Origin of the sequence: Desulfobulbus rhabdoformis (genome assembly GCF_016919065.1) — a bacterium.
GTDB classification, from domain to species: domain Bacteria; phylum Desulfobacterota; class Desulfobulbia; order Desulfobulbales; family Desulfobulbaceae; genus Desulfobulbus; species Desulfobulbus rhabdoformis.
Map to the genome: position 1 here is coordinate 40,880 of NZ_JAFFQA010000001.1, position 13,938 is coordinate 54,817.

At 48.3% G+C, this 13,938-nt stretch carries 19 protein-coding genes and 1 pseudogene; 2 read left to right on the top strand and 18 right to left on the bottom strand.

The annotated features are described in order from the left end of the window. Positions 1–223: 223 nt before the first annotated feature. The 17 genes and pseudogenes from JWJ90_RS00190 to vapB form a co-directional block, all read right to left on the bottom strand. The gene (locus tag JWJ90_RS00190) at positions 224–1,441 is read right to left on the bottom strand and encodes a glycosyltransferase family 4 protein (protein WP_205225162.1); all 1,218 of its coding nucleotides are present in this window, start codon (positions 1,439–1,441) and stop codon (positions 224–226) included. Between the two features lie 123 nt (positions 1,442–1,564). Further along, positions 1,565–2,254, bottom strand: coding sequence for a class I SAM-dependent methyltransferase (locus JWJ90_RS00195; RefSeq protein ID WP_205225163.1), 690 nt, complete (start codon positions 2,252–2,254; stop codon positions 1,565–1,567). After that, on the bottom strand, positions 2,232–3,170 hold the full coding sequence (locus tag JWJ90_RS00200) for a hypothetical protein (protein WP_205225164.1): 939 nt from the start codon (positions 3,168–3,170) through the stop codon (positions 2,232–2,234). Before JWJ90_RS00200 ends, JWJ90_RS00195 begins: the two co-directional genes overlap by 23 nt. A gap of 4 nt (positions 3,171–3,174) precedes the next feature. Beyond that, a complete protein-coding gene (locus JWJ90_RS00205) occupies positions 3,175–3,972 on the bottom strand; it encodes a class I SAM-dependent methyltransferase (protein WP_205225165.1) in 798 nt (265 codons plus the stop codon). Between the two features lie 136 nt (positions 3,973–4,108). Continuing rightward, a complete protein-coding gene (locus tag JWJ90_RS00210) occupies positions 4,109–5,599 on the bottom strand; it encodes a lipopolysaccharide biosynthesis protein (RefSeq protein ID WP_205225166.1) in 1,491 nt (496 codons plus the stop codon). A gap of 421 nt (positions 5,600–6,020) precedes the next feature. Next, positions 6,021–6,206 (bottom strand): helix-turn-helix domain-containing protein, encoded by a 186-nt coding sequence (locus tag JWJ90_RS00215; RefSeq protein WP_205225167.1) that lies wholly within the window; start codon positions 6,204–6,206, stop codon positions 6,021–6,023. A gap of 56 nt (positions 6,207–6,262) precedes the next feature. Further along, the gene (locus tag JWJ90_RS23835) at positions 6,263–6,430 is read right to left on the bottom strand and encodes a HepT-like ribonuclease domain-containing protein (protein WP_205225344.1); all 168 of its coding nucleotides are present in this window, start codon (positions 6,428–6,430) and stop codon (positions 6,263–6,265) included. 13 nt (positions 6,431–6,443) lie between these two features. Continuing rightward, positions 6,444–6,734: a nucleotidyltransferase family protein gene (locus JWJ90_RS00225; protein ID WP_205225168.1), complete on the bottom strand. Its 291-nt coding sequence runs from the start codon at positions 6,732–6,734 to the stop codon at positions 6,444–6,446. 3 nt (positions 6,735–6,737) lie between these two features. Further along, positions 6,738–7,052, bottom strand: a complete 315-nt coding sequence (locus tag JWJ90_RS00230; protein WP_205225169.1) for a helix-turn-helix domain-containing protein — start codon at positions 7,050–7,052, stop codon at positions 6,738–6,740. After that, positions 6,971–7,216 (bottom strand): DUF6922 domain-containing protein, encoded by a 246-nt coding sequence (locus JWJ90_RS23840; RefSeq protein ID WP_420828893.1) that lies wholly within the window; start codon positions 7,214–7,216, stop codon positions 6,971–6,973. The genes JWJ90_RS00230 and JWJ90_RS23840 overlap by 82 nt, the downstream gene beginning before the upstream one ends. Before the next feature lie 21 nt (positions 7,217–7,237). After that, complete coding sequence (locus JWJ90_RS00235; RefSeq protein ID WP_205225170.1) at positions 7,238–8,041, bottom strand: ATP-binding protein; 804 nt, start codon at positions 8,039–8,041, stop codon at positions 7,238–7,240. 515 nt (positions 8,042–8,556) lie between these two features. After that, a pseudogene (locus tag JWJ90_RS23845) lies at positions 8,557–8,882 on the bottom strand (MarR family EPS-associated transcriptional regulator). A 387-nt stretch (positions 8,883–9,269) separates the two neighbouring features. Further along, entirely contained in the window at positions 9,270–9,893 is a 624-nt protein-coding gene (locus JWJ90_RS00240) for a nucleotidyl transferase AbiEii/AbiGii toxin family protein (RefSeq protein WP_205225171.1), read from the bottom strand. Further along, a complete protein-coding gene (locus tag JWJ90_RS23850; protein ID WP_420828892.1) occupies positions 9,881–10,204 on the bottom strand; it encodes a DUF6922 domain-containing protein in 324 nt (107 codons plus the stop codon). The genes JWJ90_RS00240 and JWJ90_RS23850 overlap by 13 nt, the downstream gene beginning before the upstream one ends. After that, a complete protein-coding gene (locus JWJ90_RS00245) occupies positions 10,201–11,322 on the bottom strand; it encodes a S1C family serine protease (RefSeq protein ID WP_205225172.1) in 1,122 nt (373 codons plus the stop codon). Before JWJ90_RS00245 ends, JWJ90_RS23850 begins: the two co-directional genes overlap by 4 nt. A 309-nt stretch (positions 11,323–11,631) precedes the next feature. Then, positions 11,632–12,039, bottom strand: a complete 408-nt coding sequence (vapC, locus tag JWJ90_RS00250; RefSeq protein ID WP_205225173.1) for a type II toxin-antitoxin system tRNA(fMet)-specific endonuclease VapC — start codon at positions 12,037–12,039, stop codon at positions 11,632–11,634. Further along, a complete protein-coding gene (gene vapB / locus JWJ90_RS00255; RefSeq protein WP_205225174.1) occupies positions 12,033–12,272 on the bottom strand; it encodes a type II toxin-antitoxin system VapB family antitoxin in 240 nt (79 codons plus the stop codon). The genes vapC and vapB overlap by 7 nt, the downstream gene beginning before the upstream one ends. 401 nt (positions 12,273–12,673) lie before the next feature. Between vapB and JWJ90_RS00260 the strand changes: the two genes are divergently transcribed. After that, positions 12,674–13,084, top strand: a complete 411-nt coding sequence (locus tag JWJ90_RS00260; RefSeq protein ID WP_205225175.1) for a nucleotidyltransferase substrate binding protein — start codon at positions 12,674–12,676, stop codon at positions 13,082–13,084. After that, positions 13,081–13,446: a nucleotidyltransferase domain-containing protein gene (locus tag JWJ90_RS00265; protein WP_205225176.1), complete on the top strand. Its 366-nt coding sequence runs from the start codon at positions 13,081–13,083 to the stop codon at positions 13,444–13,446. Before JWJ90_RS00260 ends, JWJ90_RS00265 begins: the two co-directional genes overlap by 4 nt. Before the next feature lie 176 nt (positions 13,447–13,622). Here JWJ90_RS00265 and JWJ90_RS00270 read toward each other — a convergent pair whose 3' ends face one another. Continuing rightward, positions 13,623–13,931 (bottom strand): antibiotic biosynthesis monooxygenase family protein, encoded by a 309-nt coding sequence (locus tag JWJ90_RS00270; protein WP_205225177.1) that lies wholly within the window; start codon positions 13,929–13,931, stop codon positions 13,623–13,625. Between the last annotated feature and the right edge of the window lie 7 nt (positions 13,932–13,938).

The following is a 13,938-nucleotide window of genomic DNA, read 5'->3' on the forward strand; positions in this document are numbered from 1 at the left end:
CCGCCCACCAGGAATCCACTCAACACGAAGAAAACCATGACAGCCTCATGCCCGAATCGCATCAGAACAAAGCCAAGAAAATTGAGGGCATTCCTAAACACGGGAAGCAGATCTCCGTAGGCCACGAAATAATCGTTACGAACATGCCCCAGCAAAACAGCTAGAGCAGCCAGCGCGCGCCATGTCCAATCGCCACGACAAACCAGAATCTATATTGAAGCATTCATTGCACTGAAATATCTCCATCCAATTGGCCGCTTGCTCGAAACCAATCATCCACGATCTGCCGGATCTGTCCACAAAATTGCTCGGTTGAAAACTTACTCTTCTGAGGCGCCAGCCCGTGAAGTATCCTCTGTTGTAGATTCTCATCCCGCAGGACCGCAACAATTTTATGTACGGCGTCATCAACCGAAGCAAACTGGAGTTCTTTCAAAGGGACGATTTCGGTCTGCCCGCCGGAATCAGGAATAAATGGGATGCATCCTGCCTGGAGCATTTCGGCGACGGTGATGCCGAAGGCTTCATGCGGACGGGTATGAATAGCAAACTTTGACTCGGTCAGCAGGGCATCCTTGTCCGCGCCACTTTTTCGTCCGTGCAGCGTGATCCACTCTTTCCCCTCGCAAAGGGAACGGATGAACCTGCCATAAGGGTCATTCCCAACACCGCCAATTAAGTGAAACTGTAGAACGTGACCCAATTCACGCACTTTTTCCAAAATCTCAATCTGCTGCTCGATCCGTTTTTCTTGCGCAACACGACCAATAGAGACAAAACTGAACGTTTTCTCTCCCCGCGGCACCCCCCTGAACTCCGATTGCACGGCAGGATAGACATTGCCATCGCAAACATACCCATATTTGTCTTTGATAATTCCCGCGGACCACAATGAGTTGGATATGATTGTTTCCGAACCGTCAAAGAATGTTTTTTGTGATCGCAAAGGCCCCCCCACGCCCCCACATACCGCGAGGTATATCTTTCGAAGAAGATTTGCTTTATGGATATACTTGGCTCCCTTTTCCGGCATGGGATCAAACTGATTTGCAAGTTCCCGATCCCAGACAAAATCGGCAATAAAATGAAGCGCGGGAACGCCCCAGTCCGCCAGGTTATAACTGGAGATGCAAAGGTCATACTCCCGGCCAATCCGCTTGGTAAACCGGGAGTAAAAGGCGCCACGCAGGGCCGCAATCCCTGAACTGTTTTTCATAAAAAAAGGCACAGGGATAATTCTTATGCTTACTTCATCGACACCTACTGATGTTCCATAAAACTGGTTGAGGTCATTCAGATTTACATTCCGAGTTGTGACAAGCGTTACATTGAATTTGTCTTTCAACGTTTGAAGCAGCCACATTGCACGAGCTTCTGATCCGCCATATCCCATTGTGGGATGACCTATCGCGACCTTTTTCATCGATTCACCAATAGCCATCAATTTAATACCTTTTTGATAAAGTGCGATGAACCATACTTCTTCAAAAACGCACGGAGTTGTTCGTCATTCCTATTGTTATCAACATATTTAGTACAAAGAGTTGAATAATGCGACAGCATCCTAGACCTTTGAATAGATATAAAAATCGGCAAATGATCCTTTCTTAGTATTACCATTGAATGGGTACTTGTTGGGAATATATTTCAAAAGTTTCCACTCTGTCGTGTTATCTGTTATCCATTTAGTGAAATTACGATGTCTTACGTGCGGCGCTGCCGTGTCATCTGGATTTTCATCACTGTTTGAGGAGTATATGACTACAAACCTTTCGGAAGAATCGAACAACCTGTTCATGTAGTCTGCAAAGATGCTATCTTCAACTAGGTGATAAATAACGTCTAAAGATAAAGTCACCTCGGCGGTTTCACCGCTGTACTCTTCCATAAGTTTAAAGTTTTTTGTTTCATCATCTATAAACCTTCTAGAACACATGGACGTTGCTTTTGGGCTTACATCAAATCCAATATATTTTGGGTAAAGCGCCAAACCAAGTTGATTGCCATCCCCACACCCATACTCGATAACTGATGTAACCCCATTCTCGAAAACAAATGTGTTCAATATTTCGGCTTTGAACTCGGCAAGCTGGTTATAGGAACCATCCCCTGAGTCCCCCCCCCCCTCGTACCTGTTTTTCCAATAATTTTCTGAACCTTGAAAAGGCTTTGGCGGGTTGATCCAGGTACGGTAAATGCTACGAGCGACAGGCCCGACGACAGGAATATTCTTAATAACCTCTTTTAGATACATACATTTTGCTCCACTCAGCGACAGCTTTAATCTGCGGATCATTCCCCTCTTCCATGAAATTAAAAGAAGACAACGTCCGATTGTTCTTAATTTTGATTTCCCAAATCCGGAACGTTGCTTCAGCCACTTTTTTGCACTGTACGCCAGCCAGCAGAGACATCTCCTTGAGCCACACATCATCGGCCTTGGGACAAAGTTTTAAAAATACATTTTCATTCAACACTTCAGGATGCAGATGGCCAGGCGCATACAATACGCCACCACCGCTTGTAGGAAACAGATGCATAGACGGACCTTGATACCCCGGCGCCAGAAAGTTCCACTGGCGATATGGTAGTACATTCCCTGAAGAGTCGTATGTGATCAAATGAGCACGATGGCAATGCACATACTGAGGCTCCAATCGATAAGCATCGTACAGGCCGCGTAACCATCCGCGAGGATAGAAAATATCATCATCGGCAGTGACGATAAGAGCATCCGGGTACACATGCAAAGTAGGAACGATTTTTCTGAAGGACCGAATATCCCGGCACCACCGGATATCGAGACCACGGCGCTGCAAACGAACCAAGGACAAGGGAAGGCTCGCCTTCTCTAGCTTGGGACGATTTGGATTTTCGCTTTCGCTGAGCCACAAGATGATGTGGTCTGGCTGAAGATTTTGCCGTAAAAGGCTTTCAATGCACAGGTGAACCTTACCAATCCGTTCAGGGATGGTGGTCAGACTTACAATGAGTTCGGGGTCTCGCTTTACGTCAGTAACCCCTGCATGACGACCAAAAGCAGACAGAAAACGGTAGGAATATTCGATCGTCAGATACCCTAAATACCAGTAAAGGCGACGCAGCGGAAGAAATATCCGCAGGAGTGGTCGATAGAAAATTGAGTTTTTAAGCCATTCTTGTCGACTCACCAAGTTATTTCCCCGAACAGAATATTTTCGTGCAATCCGCGAGCACCTCGGTTGAAGGAGCACAACAAGCAATCAAGCTCAACGACTCATTCAGCGAGGATGTTCCATAGGAAAAATCGTCGATCGAAAATTGCGCCATAAATTTGTCGCTTACAAGACCTGCTCTCTTACTTTGGGAAGTAGCTCGGATGGTCCGAAAAAAATCCGCCACTGAACCTGGAAGAATTTTTTTAATCTGGCTTTTGAAATTTGTACTATTCGTAACATAAATATTATCTCTGGCAGCAACGCATCGGTTAAACTCAATCGAATAAGCTCTCTCGGAAGCGAATTGACCGAAAACTTGAACGTGTGGAAAATAACCATGCAGAAGTTCTTCCAATTCAACAGCACGGAACTCATGTACGTGAAACCGATTCCAGGGCTTTTCCCCGGGATTGACACGGATAGCCCCATTAGGAGTGGTTAATAATAATAGTCCATCGGGCTTAAGAACCCGACGAATTTCGTTAAAATAGGCAGAATACTCTGGCAGGTGCTCAACAACCTGAAAACTGGTAACCACATCAAAAGATTGATCCCCAAAGGGCAGAGAAACACCATCAACTAATTTGAATGACAAATTTCCTCTCAGATATCTCGCATTGCCGACCTCAAGAGCCATGGGGGATACGTCTACACCTACAATCCTGTTACAGGATTGACTCAGGAGGTTCGTCCCATATCCGCTATTACAACCGAGATCAAGGACATCCTTACCCTTCACAATTTTTTGAGCCTTTACGTAATCCGATTTGTGCATCAAATAAAGTACAATTTCCTCAGCCGAAGAAAATCCTCTGTCCTAGACAATCTCGTGTTTTTCCGCTTGAAGTTTAGTTATATCATTATTCGCCATGCGGCATTCTCTTATTAAAATTTTTGGAATTTAATTTTTATTAAACTTTTTTTAAAACAAGTTGTTTTGCATAGTGTATCAAATCTGTATTAATCCTATACGACATGAGAAAATAAGACAGAAACATCGAAAGGGAAGAAAATGTAAACGTGAACCATACCCCTCCCCAGGAAAAGAGGTAGTGGACCAGTGTCCCTATCGCCGTCATCGCAAGAGTAGAATACATGGGATACTTAATACCATCAAAAAAATGATGGAGTTCTATACAAGTCCCAGATGTGGAAAAACGAACCAACGGGTAGATCATTAATACCGTGGCGATGGAGTAGGACAATGCGACACCAAGAGCTCCATAGGGCAATCCGACAAAAAATGAAAATACTAGCCACGGACAGGCCATGAGCCCCCATTGAAACATTCGCTTCGTTCGACCGAGTGTGGTGTAAAGGAGCCCCGAAATATTTCCAATGGGCTGGACAAAAGCAGAGACCGCGAGAGCGGTAAAGATAGGTATGGCACCTTCCCACTGCGGGCCGAGAAAGATCAAAATGATTTCACGCCGGCAGACGATCATCCACGCAACGAGCGGAAAGGTCACGAAGGTAATAACGCTCAATATTTTTACGAAAAACAAGCGAAATTGTTCTGGGTTATCTTGCAACCGGCTCAGCGCTGGCGCTGCGGTGGCGGCAATGGGGGCATTGATCTGCGACAGCGGCAGCAGCAGCAGACTGTATGCCTTGGCATAGAGGCCAAGAGCGCTACCGCCCCACGCATAGCCAATCAACGTATTATCCGCATTACGGGCAAAATAATTTACAAAGCTGAAACCTGTGAGATAGCCGCCAAATTTCAACATTGACCGGGTCCCAACCCCACGCCGAGGTCGCCCGGGAAACCAGCGGCAATTCAGCCAGCAAAAGATGGCAAAAAGAATCTGCTGCGCAGCCAATTGTGCGATCAGGGCCCAATACCCAGCCCCCATAAAGGCTAGGACAACTGCCACAGTTAGAGCCCCGGCTCGAGAAATTATCTGGATCAACGCCAAGGCACCAAACCGCATCTGCCGACACAGAAGTGCCTGGTGTTGTACAGTTAGACCATCAAATATAAAAACACTGGATATAGCCAGAGTAATCAGAGCGAGACGTGGTTCGTGATAAAACCAGGCGACAACCGGGGCCAATGCAGCCACCACCAGCATAACCAGGACGCTCAATAATACGTTTATCCAAAAGAGCGTGCTGACTTGCTCATGAGTAACGACATCCTGCTGGACGGTAGCCATCGACAGTCCGGCGTCCTTGAACATGGCAACGAACCCAGTTACCGCCGTCACCATGGCAACCAGGCCAAAGTCTGCCGGAGTCAGCATCCGCGCTAAAATAACCGTGGATCCAAGGTTGAGGATAAAACTTGCGACCTGAGCACCAAAGGTAGCCACTCCGCCCCGTACCGTTCTCCCCTTGAGATCTTCGAGCAGATGCGAGGTATCGAAGTGGTTCCGAACTGTAGTGCGAGAGTTGGTCATAATATATAGCCCTCTTTTTTAGGGCATCGAATTTTCGAGGGAAAAAGGTGTCAGACCCCAATTTTCTCATTTAAGAAATCCATCAGGTCATCTCGCCAGCGGAACATGACGACCAGAGACTAGTTGAAGAGAAATGGCTTGACTAGCTGTGCCATTCGATTTAGTTCACCTTCATTATGTCTCAAAAGTGCATGCTTCCATAATGTGTCTGTATTTTCAGAAGGGGGAATTGGGGTCAGACCTCAATTCCCTCATAGCCCTATTTCACCGAATTAAAATGGATGTAATCCACATGCCCGGTATACTCTCCTTCGTCTCGGATGAAGTGCCTCCCGCACCCCTTGCACCCCGGTATCGCATTGCATCCTTCCAAGCTTATGCACCATGTGTCTGTTGGGAGGCGTGCTCATCCCAACCTACGTCACCTTTCATTCCCTTCAACCTCACGGCGCAGCTGCTCGATTTCCTGCCGCAGGGTTTCGTATTCGGCCAGCTTGCGATTGAGGAAGGCCGTTGCCACCACCGCCTTTTCCTGGAGGCCTTGAGTGGGTGAGCAGGTAGGTTGGGGTGAGGAACGAACCCCAACAGCATCATTCTCTTTCGCCATGGCGGTTTTTATCGTTTTCGTGGATACCAGCGTCGCGGTCAGACGGTCGGAGGCAATTACCCCTCAGGGGTCGTGCCTCGCCCGACGTGACTTCTCATCCCCCCGGCTACAATTTTCAACTCCAATAGCTTGTCGACAAGAACTGCCCATACCGTCTCCAAATCAATACCGAGGTAATCATGGACTAAAACATTCCTTAATCCAGCTATTTGAGCATTAGGCAGAGTCGGTCATCTTTCATAATGACTGGGCCTCGTTCAAAATTTTCTCCCTCAAATACCAATGGAGCCCACGTTCCGTAACAATATCAACTTTGCGTTCCAAAAGTTGCTCAAGTTGAATGAGCGCTCCCCCTATATCAAGCAACGAGCATCCGGTTTCGAGATCAACAAGAAAGTCAATATCACTGTTGGGCGTATCCTCACCACGGGCCACCGAGCCAAATATTCGAACATTGAGCAAACCATGGGCGTGAGCAATATTGAGAATAGCCTGTTTGTTCCTCTGGATGGCTTGGAGTTGGCTCATTGGTCACCTGCCATTCCCTTCAACCTCGCGGCGCAGTTGCTCGATTTCCTGCCGCAGGTTTTCGTGTTCGGCCAGCTTTCGATTGAGGAAGGCCGCCACCACCACCGCCTTTTCCTGGAGACCTTGAGGGGTATGGAGTTCGGTGTCGAACGGTGGGCAAGCAAACAGACGCTTGACCACCCTACCCGAGGGATCACACTGTTTCTTCTCGACCAACCAAGTCATGATAGAGGTTTTTAACTGCAGCACCTGACATCCTTTTTTGCTCTCACGAAATAGACGTTCAGAAAGCTGACGGTCTTCCGATCCAGAGACCACATCCGCACTCCTTCCTCTCTGATTTTTTCTTTGCCGTACAACTTTTTGAGCAGATGCCAATCGGCCAGATCTCCTCGAGAAACAACTCGCTCTCTAATAAAGCGACTATGGCCTTCGATATCCAGGGAACTGCATAGAGGTGCCCCGTAATCGCTTACATGTATTTTCTTGGGTTCGTGCCTCGCCTACTCCACTCCATAATACCCGCCCGTTTTTTTACTTCCACGATATTCAATCAGGCCTTGGCGTTTGAGTTCGGCAATCCATCGTTCTATTGTTTTTTGTGGTCTGTTGAGATGTTGGGTGAGATGAGGGATACGCCTTCCCGGTGTCAGCCTAATTTCCTTCAGTAACAATCCTACACCCTCAGTTATTCCCTCAGTTATTCCCTCACGGGTATTGGAGGATGAAATTTTCTGCTGCTGATATTTTAACCAGACCAGAAACCCATCCCCACTTTCCTGGTAAGAAAATTCCATGGTTGGGTAGTTGGTGATTTCATCTCGAACTCGGATAAAACCACTCCCATATTTTTCTATGTCCCGTGTGAGGTAGAAAGCTTCGGCAATCAGCTTGTTGCGGGCGCGTGATTGATAATCGTCGCGTTGCAACTTCTCGATTGTCAGGTCACCGAACAACTTGCCGGGGTTAAAAAAAGATATGGCATTGTCAAATATCTTAATCTGGGTGTCGACGGGGCTGGTATAATCCCTGTGCACAATTGTATTGAGGAGCAGCTCGCGAAGTGCGGGCAGAGGATATTCAAAAATCTCCAGCCGTTCGGCCTCACCGGAGATTTCAAAGGCAACCTTCACATGGGAGAGAATGAAGCGCATGGACTCTTCGACCACCTCAAAGAGCGTACCGCGAATCATTCGATCATCAATGATGGTCGTGGGGGTTTTGAAACGGCCTATATACACCGCATACGGTGGCACATCCTTGCCAAAGAGCAAAATTGCTGCGCGTGCGGGTTTATTTCCTTGCAAAAAACCGAGTTTTCCCAAAACTGTATGCCAAGCCCCTTCTCCCTTGAAACGCCCGCCTTCCTGCGTTAAATGGGGTCAGACCACAATTTCCTCATGGCCTTGTTTCACCGGATTTAAATGTATGTAATCTACATGTCCGGCATACTCTCCTTCGTCTCGGACGAAGCCCCCCCTCTCAAACCTTGCACGCCGATATCGCATTACATCCTTCCAAGATTGTCGTTCTCGTAAAAAGCCCCGAGAACGACGATTCGAGCTTCGTAACCTACTGAATTCACGATGCGCAGCTCCTGGAGAGCTGACTTTTTACGAAGCTATCAAGATTAATACAGAATGTATTTTCTCGGGTTCGTGCCTCACCTACTTCACTCCATAATACACGCCTGTTTTTTTTCTTCCACGATATTCAATCAGGCCTTGACGTTTGAGTTCGGAATCCATCGTTCTATTGATTACTGTGGTATGTTGAGGCGTTCGCTGAATTGAGGGATACACCTTTCTCATTCGAAACTACATCACCTTCCATCCCCATCAACCTCGCGACGCAGTTGCTCAATTTCCTGCCGCAGGGTTTCGTATTTGGCCAGCTTTCGATAAAGGAAGGCGTTGCCTCCACCGCCTTTTCCTGAAGGCCTTACGGGGTAAGCAGGTAGCGGTAGGCCATTTTGTTTGAGCTGTTCCAGAAATTGTTGACCTTGCCCCACCCCTTGTCGACCAGGGCCCGCAGGCAATAGTTGACCTTACCCAACTACATCCCAAGTTCCCGGGACAAGGCACGCTGCGTGATCTCGGGATTTTGTTCGATCTGCGGGATGACCTTGTAGGTGATTTCGTCGCTCACTTGGGTTGTTGTGGGGCATGAGTTGAGGGCAGTCGTTCATTACGTGAACATATGCGTCTTTATACTTTGACGAGGGGTGGTGTCAAGGGAAAATATTGAGGAATGATGGTCAGATGGGACCGCACGTTGGAGTTCATTACCCGCCCCTCTTCAATGGATCCCGGTCTGCGCGGGGATGACGGAAGAGCGAGGCTGTTGAGGCGGTAGACGGTTACCCAAACAACAGTCTTCTCCCTGGATGCAGGGCAGCGGAATAACTCGGAACACACGGTGGGCAAGCAAACAGACGCTTGCACCACCCTACCCCGGGGGGTCACACTGTTTCTTCTCGACACACCAAACCATGGATGGCGTCACTGTCGCCCCCCATCTGCTTCGCTCCTCATTTCAAACTGTACCACGCAGTAATTGTGCCAAATCGGCTTTTATTTGCTCCCAAGTAATTGCCACAAGACTCAATGGATCAGGGTCCAGGTCGGCATCATCGAAATAAGCGAGACTTTTGGTTACGGTAAAACTGTTCAATTTCTGGTATTTTTTCTCAAAAAAACCGAGCATATCCTGCAGGGTAAAATGCGAGAGCAGGGCATGAACATCGTAAAAATCTTTTTTGGCTCCCCGGTTGGCAATGGCATTGAGTTTCATCGCCGCAATATCTTCAAGAGCAAAAAAGCGTATTCCACTTGCGGTTTTCCAAGGTTTCAACCTTGGATAGTTATGCCGCATGCAGTCCACTTTCACCGATAAGCTCTGCCATTTAATGAACAGAGCCAAGGAATTGGTCGCTGTTGAACTATTCTCAATGTCGAAAGACTCTCCAAGAGTCTCAAACAGAGCAAAGCTGTCAAACGGCTGTTCGGTTATGAAATCAAGATCAATGGATATTCGATGTCCCAAATGTAAAGCCAGGGCAGTGCCTCCGGCCAAGGCAAAGGAATTCAGCTCCTTGCAGGACGACAACTCTTCGAGTAACGAAAAAGTTCCCTTATGGATTGTTTTTAACTGCAGCACCTGAAATCCTTTTTTGCTATCCCGAAATAGACGCTCAGAAAACTGACGGTCTTCCGATCCAGAGACCGCATCCGCACTACCTCCTCTCTGATTTTTTCTTTGCCGTACAATTTTTTGAGCAGATGCCAATCGGCCAGAACTCCTCGAGAAACAACTCGCTCTATAATAAATCGACTATGGCCTTCGATATCCAGGGAACTGCATTGTATGTCCCAAAAAAGGGCTGGGTTAAATTCGAAACATGTAGGATGGGACAAGTGTGAGGGATGAACCTCAACATCATTATTATCTCTGACCATAGCAGCTATCATTGTTTTCGTGGATATTCGCCCACCCGCACTGTAATCGACCGCGCCTTGCCGTCGCGGAGCAGGCGGATATGCATGGTGGTGCTTGGCCGGGTCAGGGCGACCCGGTTGCGGACATCGAATGCACCCACTATGGCTGCGCCATCAATGGCGACGATCAGGTCGCCTTGCCGCAGGCCTGCGCGTTGTGCCGGGGAGTGGGGCGTAACGGCATGGACCAGGGCGTTGCCATGTCCTTGCTTCGCGTTTGTTTTTGGATCGGCATCCTTGAGCGCCGCTCCCAGCCAGCCTCTGACTACCTTGCCGTTTTCCTTGAGTTGCTCAGCCACGATCTTGGCCATGTTGATCGGCACGGCAAAGCCGATGCCGCTGTAGCCGCCGGTCTGGGCCAAAAAGGCGGTGTTGACGCCTATAACCTTGCCTTGAGCATCCACCAGCGGACCGCCCGAGTTTCCGGGATTGATTGCCGCATCGGTCTGGATGAAGTTTTCATAGTCGGTGATGCCGAGACTGTGCCGACCTACAGCGCTGATGATGCCTGCAGTCACGGTCTGTACATGTTCCAAGGGGGCCCCGATGGCAATGGCCCAGTCTCCGGCACGGAGAGTGCTTGAATTTCCCAAATCCGCTGCGACCAGGTGGTTGCTGTGCACATGCAGCAAGGCCAGGTCGGACAGGGGATCGACGCCGACGATCTTGGCTGGCATTGAACGTCGGTCGGAAAATATGGCGGTGACCTGTTTGGCCTTGGCCACCACATGGGCATTAGTGAGAATATAGCCATCACGACTGATGACGATGCCGGAACCGCGCGCATAGGAGGCCTGTGGTTTGGTCGGGCGTTTGGGAGCCTGTTTTGTCTGCTCACCAAAGAATTCCCGCATGAGTTGATCGTTAAAAAACTCCTGGTTGGTGGTGTCATTATTCCCCTGTTCATCCGATGTTTTTTTCACACTGAGATGCACGACCGCGGGCTTGACCAGTTCTATCATGTCGGCAAAACCGGCTGCGGGAGGCAAAGTAACAGAACCGCTGGCAGCTGGGGAAACCAATAAAACGGACACTGTCAGCAACAGGCAGAAAAATAGGATTGTAAATCCGTAAGGCATCGCAAAGCGCATGAGGATGTCACCTCGATCAATGGAAAAGGGAAAGGCGATAGGATGAACTTGTAGATTGTTCGTAACAATATCGGGCAAAAACATCAACAAGGGAAATGTGTTAGCCTGGTTAAAAGGAAAAATTGGGTATTAAAGGAGCATGTTCGATGTAAGCGATCACGGGACACCGAATCTGCGGTGTTATCGGCCTGTTTGCGTACAGGTCGCGGCACAGGCCGATGCCTAGCATCTCCGGCACCCCGTAATCGCTTACAGGTTCTAGGTTTAGCTGTATTTTGGGGAATTTCCCAGTGATCGGCTACTGTTCGATTATTTTGCTTCGATCCAATTTTCCAACCGCAGGCCTTCGACTCTTTCAAACTCACGCATGTTATTTGTGACCAAGATTAAAGATTTGCTTCGTGCATGACCTGCAATGTGCAAATCATTCACCCCGCTAGTTGTCCCCTTCTTTTCCAGATCCGCCCTGATCTGTCCATAGTGGGCAGCGGCATTATCGTCATAGGTCAAAACTTCCAAGCGGGATACAAAGTCTTCGACTTTGCGTAGGTTGTGGGAGACCATGGAGCTTTTTTCAGCCCCGTGTAAAAGTTCGGCCAACGTAATGGAACTTATGCACATTTGCTCCGCATGATCATTAAAAATGCCTAAAACCTGAATAGGCCGACGCTTGATCACATAGATAACAATGTTAGTATCCAGCATATATTTCAGCATTCAAAGGATTCCCTTTCAGACTGTTCCTGTGAAGCACGTTCCCGCATGAAATCATCCGTTACACCATCTTCAGAAAGAAAGAAGCTGTCCCATGTATTTTCCACAGGGGAAAGCACTCTATCTTTGCCGACGGTACGCACAACAACTTTCCTCACTCCCTCGGGAAACCTACTATTCAACGGCAATCTCACCGCTTGGGTTCTATTATTTACAAATACGGTTCCTACATTCATGATCAAATCTCCCTGTTCTTATGGAGCTATATAAGCAGAGTATATAGCAACAAAATGTATCGAGCAAGAGTATATTGCCTTGTGTCTTGTGACTTGAATCGTTGCGAGCGTGAGATGGACAGGGGCCCCGGAAAAATCCGTATCACCCGGTGGACAAGCAAACCGACGCTTGCGCCACCCTACCCAGGGGGATTACATTCTTTTTTCTCGACAAAGATGAATAAGGCGACAACGTTATGGAATAAGGAAAATCCACGAAGTCACGTCCATCTGGAAAAACGGACACGCCTGATTTCTTGCGATCGCCTCAATGTATCAGTATATTTGGTTCACATTTGTGGCGGGGGAAAAAAGGGCAAAGAACATGACCCGTTACCTTTACTCAGGGTGGAGGCTTATCGATGACGGATGGATCATCTGATATTCGCTGGAAACAGCGCTTTAGTCATTTTCAAAAGGCATTTCTTCTGCTAGAGCAGACTATTGCCATCCCATCCCCTTCCGATGCGGAACGGGCTGGGTTAATACAGTTTTTTGAGATGAGCTTTGAATTGGCCTGGAAGGTGCTGAAAGATTATCTGCAGGAAGAGGGGTTTCGCGTTGTCAGCCCGAGAGAAACGATCAAACAGGCATTTCAGATCGGGTTGATCAGTGATGGCCGCGTCTGGTTGGAGGCCTTGCAGGACCGCAATCTCACAGTTCATACCTATGAAGAAAAAATTGCCTTGGCTGTGGAAGAGAAAATTCGGGATGGCTATTATCCGGTGCTGGCCGCACTTGTGAAGGATTTCAACGAAAAGGACAGACAATGAGCCATGGTCTCTCCCCGCGCGATATTCAAGAAATAGTCGGTATTCTCAAAGAGTTCCCAGCTGTTGAACAGGCAATTCTGTTTGGTTCTCGAGCCAAAGGCAATTACAGGCCTGGATCTGATGTCGATATCGCGATCAAAGGCCAATCCATTGGCCATTCCTGTGTCTCTCGGCTCTCCAGCATGTTAAACGAGGAATCACTGTTGCCGTATTTTTTTGATATCGTTCATTTCGAGCAGATCAGTGATCCCGATTTAATCCAACACATTGTACGGGTTGGGGAGCCCTTCTACCAGAGATCGAGCTCTTGGGAGAAGGCGGAATCAGTGCCCCACCCTGGATCCCCGCCTGCACGGGGATGACGGAAGAGCGCGGTGGGGTGTGGGGAGGCCCCGGTATCACCCGGTGGGCAAGCAAACGGACGCTTGCACCACCCTACCCAGGGGGGCATCTCCCCCCTGATCGCGTACAATCAATTGACTGTAAACTCAAGAAATCTAACACTGTACTTGGGCCACCACCATTGGTGCCCCGAGATTTAATAATAACTGTAGATCTTATAGGTCGTGGGTGAACCAATCAAGGCGTCCACCTTGCCTTCCAACTCCGCACGTTTCTCATTGGCAAACCAACGCTGCCAATCTTCCATGGAGCGCCAGGTACTGATAACCACATACTCTTCAGGCTCATGTACATTGCGCAGTGTTTCACCTGAAATATAGCCAGGTTGCTGATTGGCAATAGTACGAAGCTCCATCAGCAATTCGGACAAGATCGGTAACAGTGAAACATCAAGCCCCTTTCCATGCCGAGCTACCTTGCGTGTCATTATAACCCGAACGATCATCAGCCCT

Bases quoted from the DNA above. Each gene is read 5' to 3' on its own strand.
- JWJ90_RS00195 (WP_205225163.1), bottom strand. From the start codon at position 2,254: ATGTATCTAAAAGAGGTTATTAAGAATATTCCTGTCGTCGGGCCTGTC.
- JWJ90_RS00260 (WP_205225175.1), top strand. From the start codon at position 12,674: ATGACGGATGGATCATCTGATATTCGCTGGAAACAGCGCTTTAGTCAT.
- JWJ90_RS23850 (WP_420828892.1), bottom strand. From the start codon at position 10,204: ATGATAGCTGCTATGGTCAGAGATAATAATGATGTTGAGGTTCATCCC.
- JWJ90_RS00265 (WP_205225176.1), top strand. From the start codon at position 13,081: ATGAGCCATGGTCTCTCCCCGCGCGATATTCAAGAAATAGTCGGTATT.
- JWJ90_RS00190 (WP_205225162.1), bottom strand. From the start codon at position 1,441: ATGGCTATTGGTGAATCGATGAAAAAGGTCGCGATAGGTCATCCCACA.
- JWJ90_RS00225 (WP_205225168.1), bottom strand. From the start codon at position 6,734: ATGAGCCAACTCCAAGCCATCCAGAGGAACAAACAGGCTATTCTCAAT.
- JWJ90_RS00270 (WP_205225177.1), bottom strand. From the start codon at position 13,931: ATGATCGTTCGGGTTATAATGACACGCAAGGTAGCTCGGCATGGAAAG.
- JWJ90_RS00205 (WP_205225165.1), bottom strand. From the start codon at position 3,972: ATGCACAAATCGGATTACGTAAAGGCTCAAAAAATTGTGAAGGGTAAG.
- vapB (WP_205225174.1), bottom strand. From the start codon at position 12,272: ATGAATGTAGGAACCGTATTTGTAAATAATAGAACCCAAGCGGTGAGA.
- JWJ90_RS00210 (WP_205225166.1), bottom strand. From the start codon at position 5,599: ATGACCAACTCTCGCACTACAGTTCGGAACCACTTCGATACCTCGCAT.
- JWJ90_RS00245 (WP_205225172.1), bottom strand. From the start codon at position 11,322: ATGCGCTTTGCGATGCCTTACGGATTTACAATCCTATTTTTCTGCCTG.
- vapC (WP_205225173.1), bottom strand. From the start codon at position 12,039: ATGCTGAAATATATGCTGGATACTAACATTGTTATCTATGTGATCAAG.
- JWJ90_RS00215 (WP_205225167.1), bottom strand. From the start codon at position 6,206: ATGGCGAAAGAGAATGATGCTGTTGGGGTTCGTTCCTCACCCCAACCT.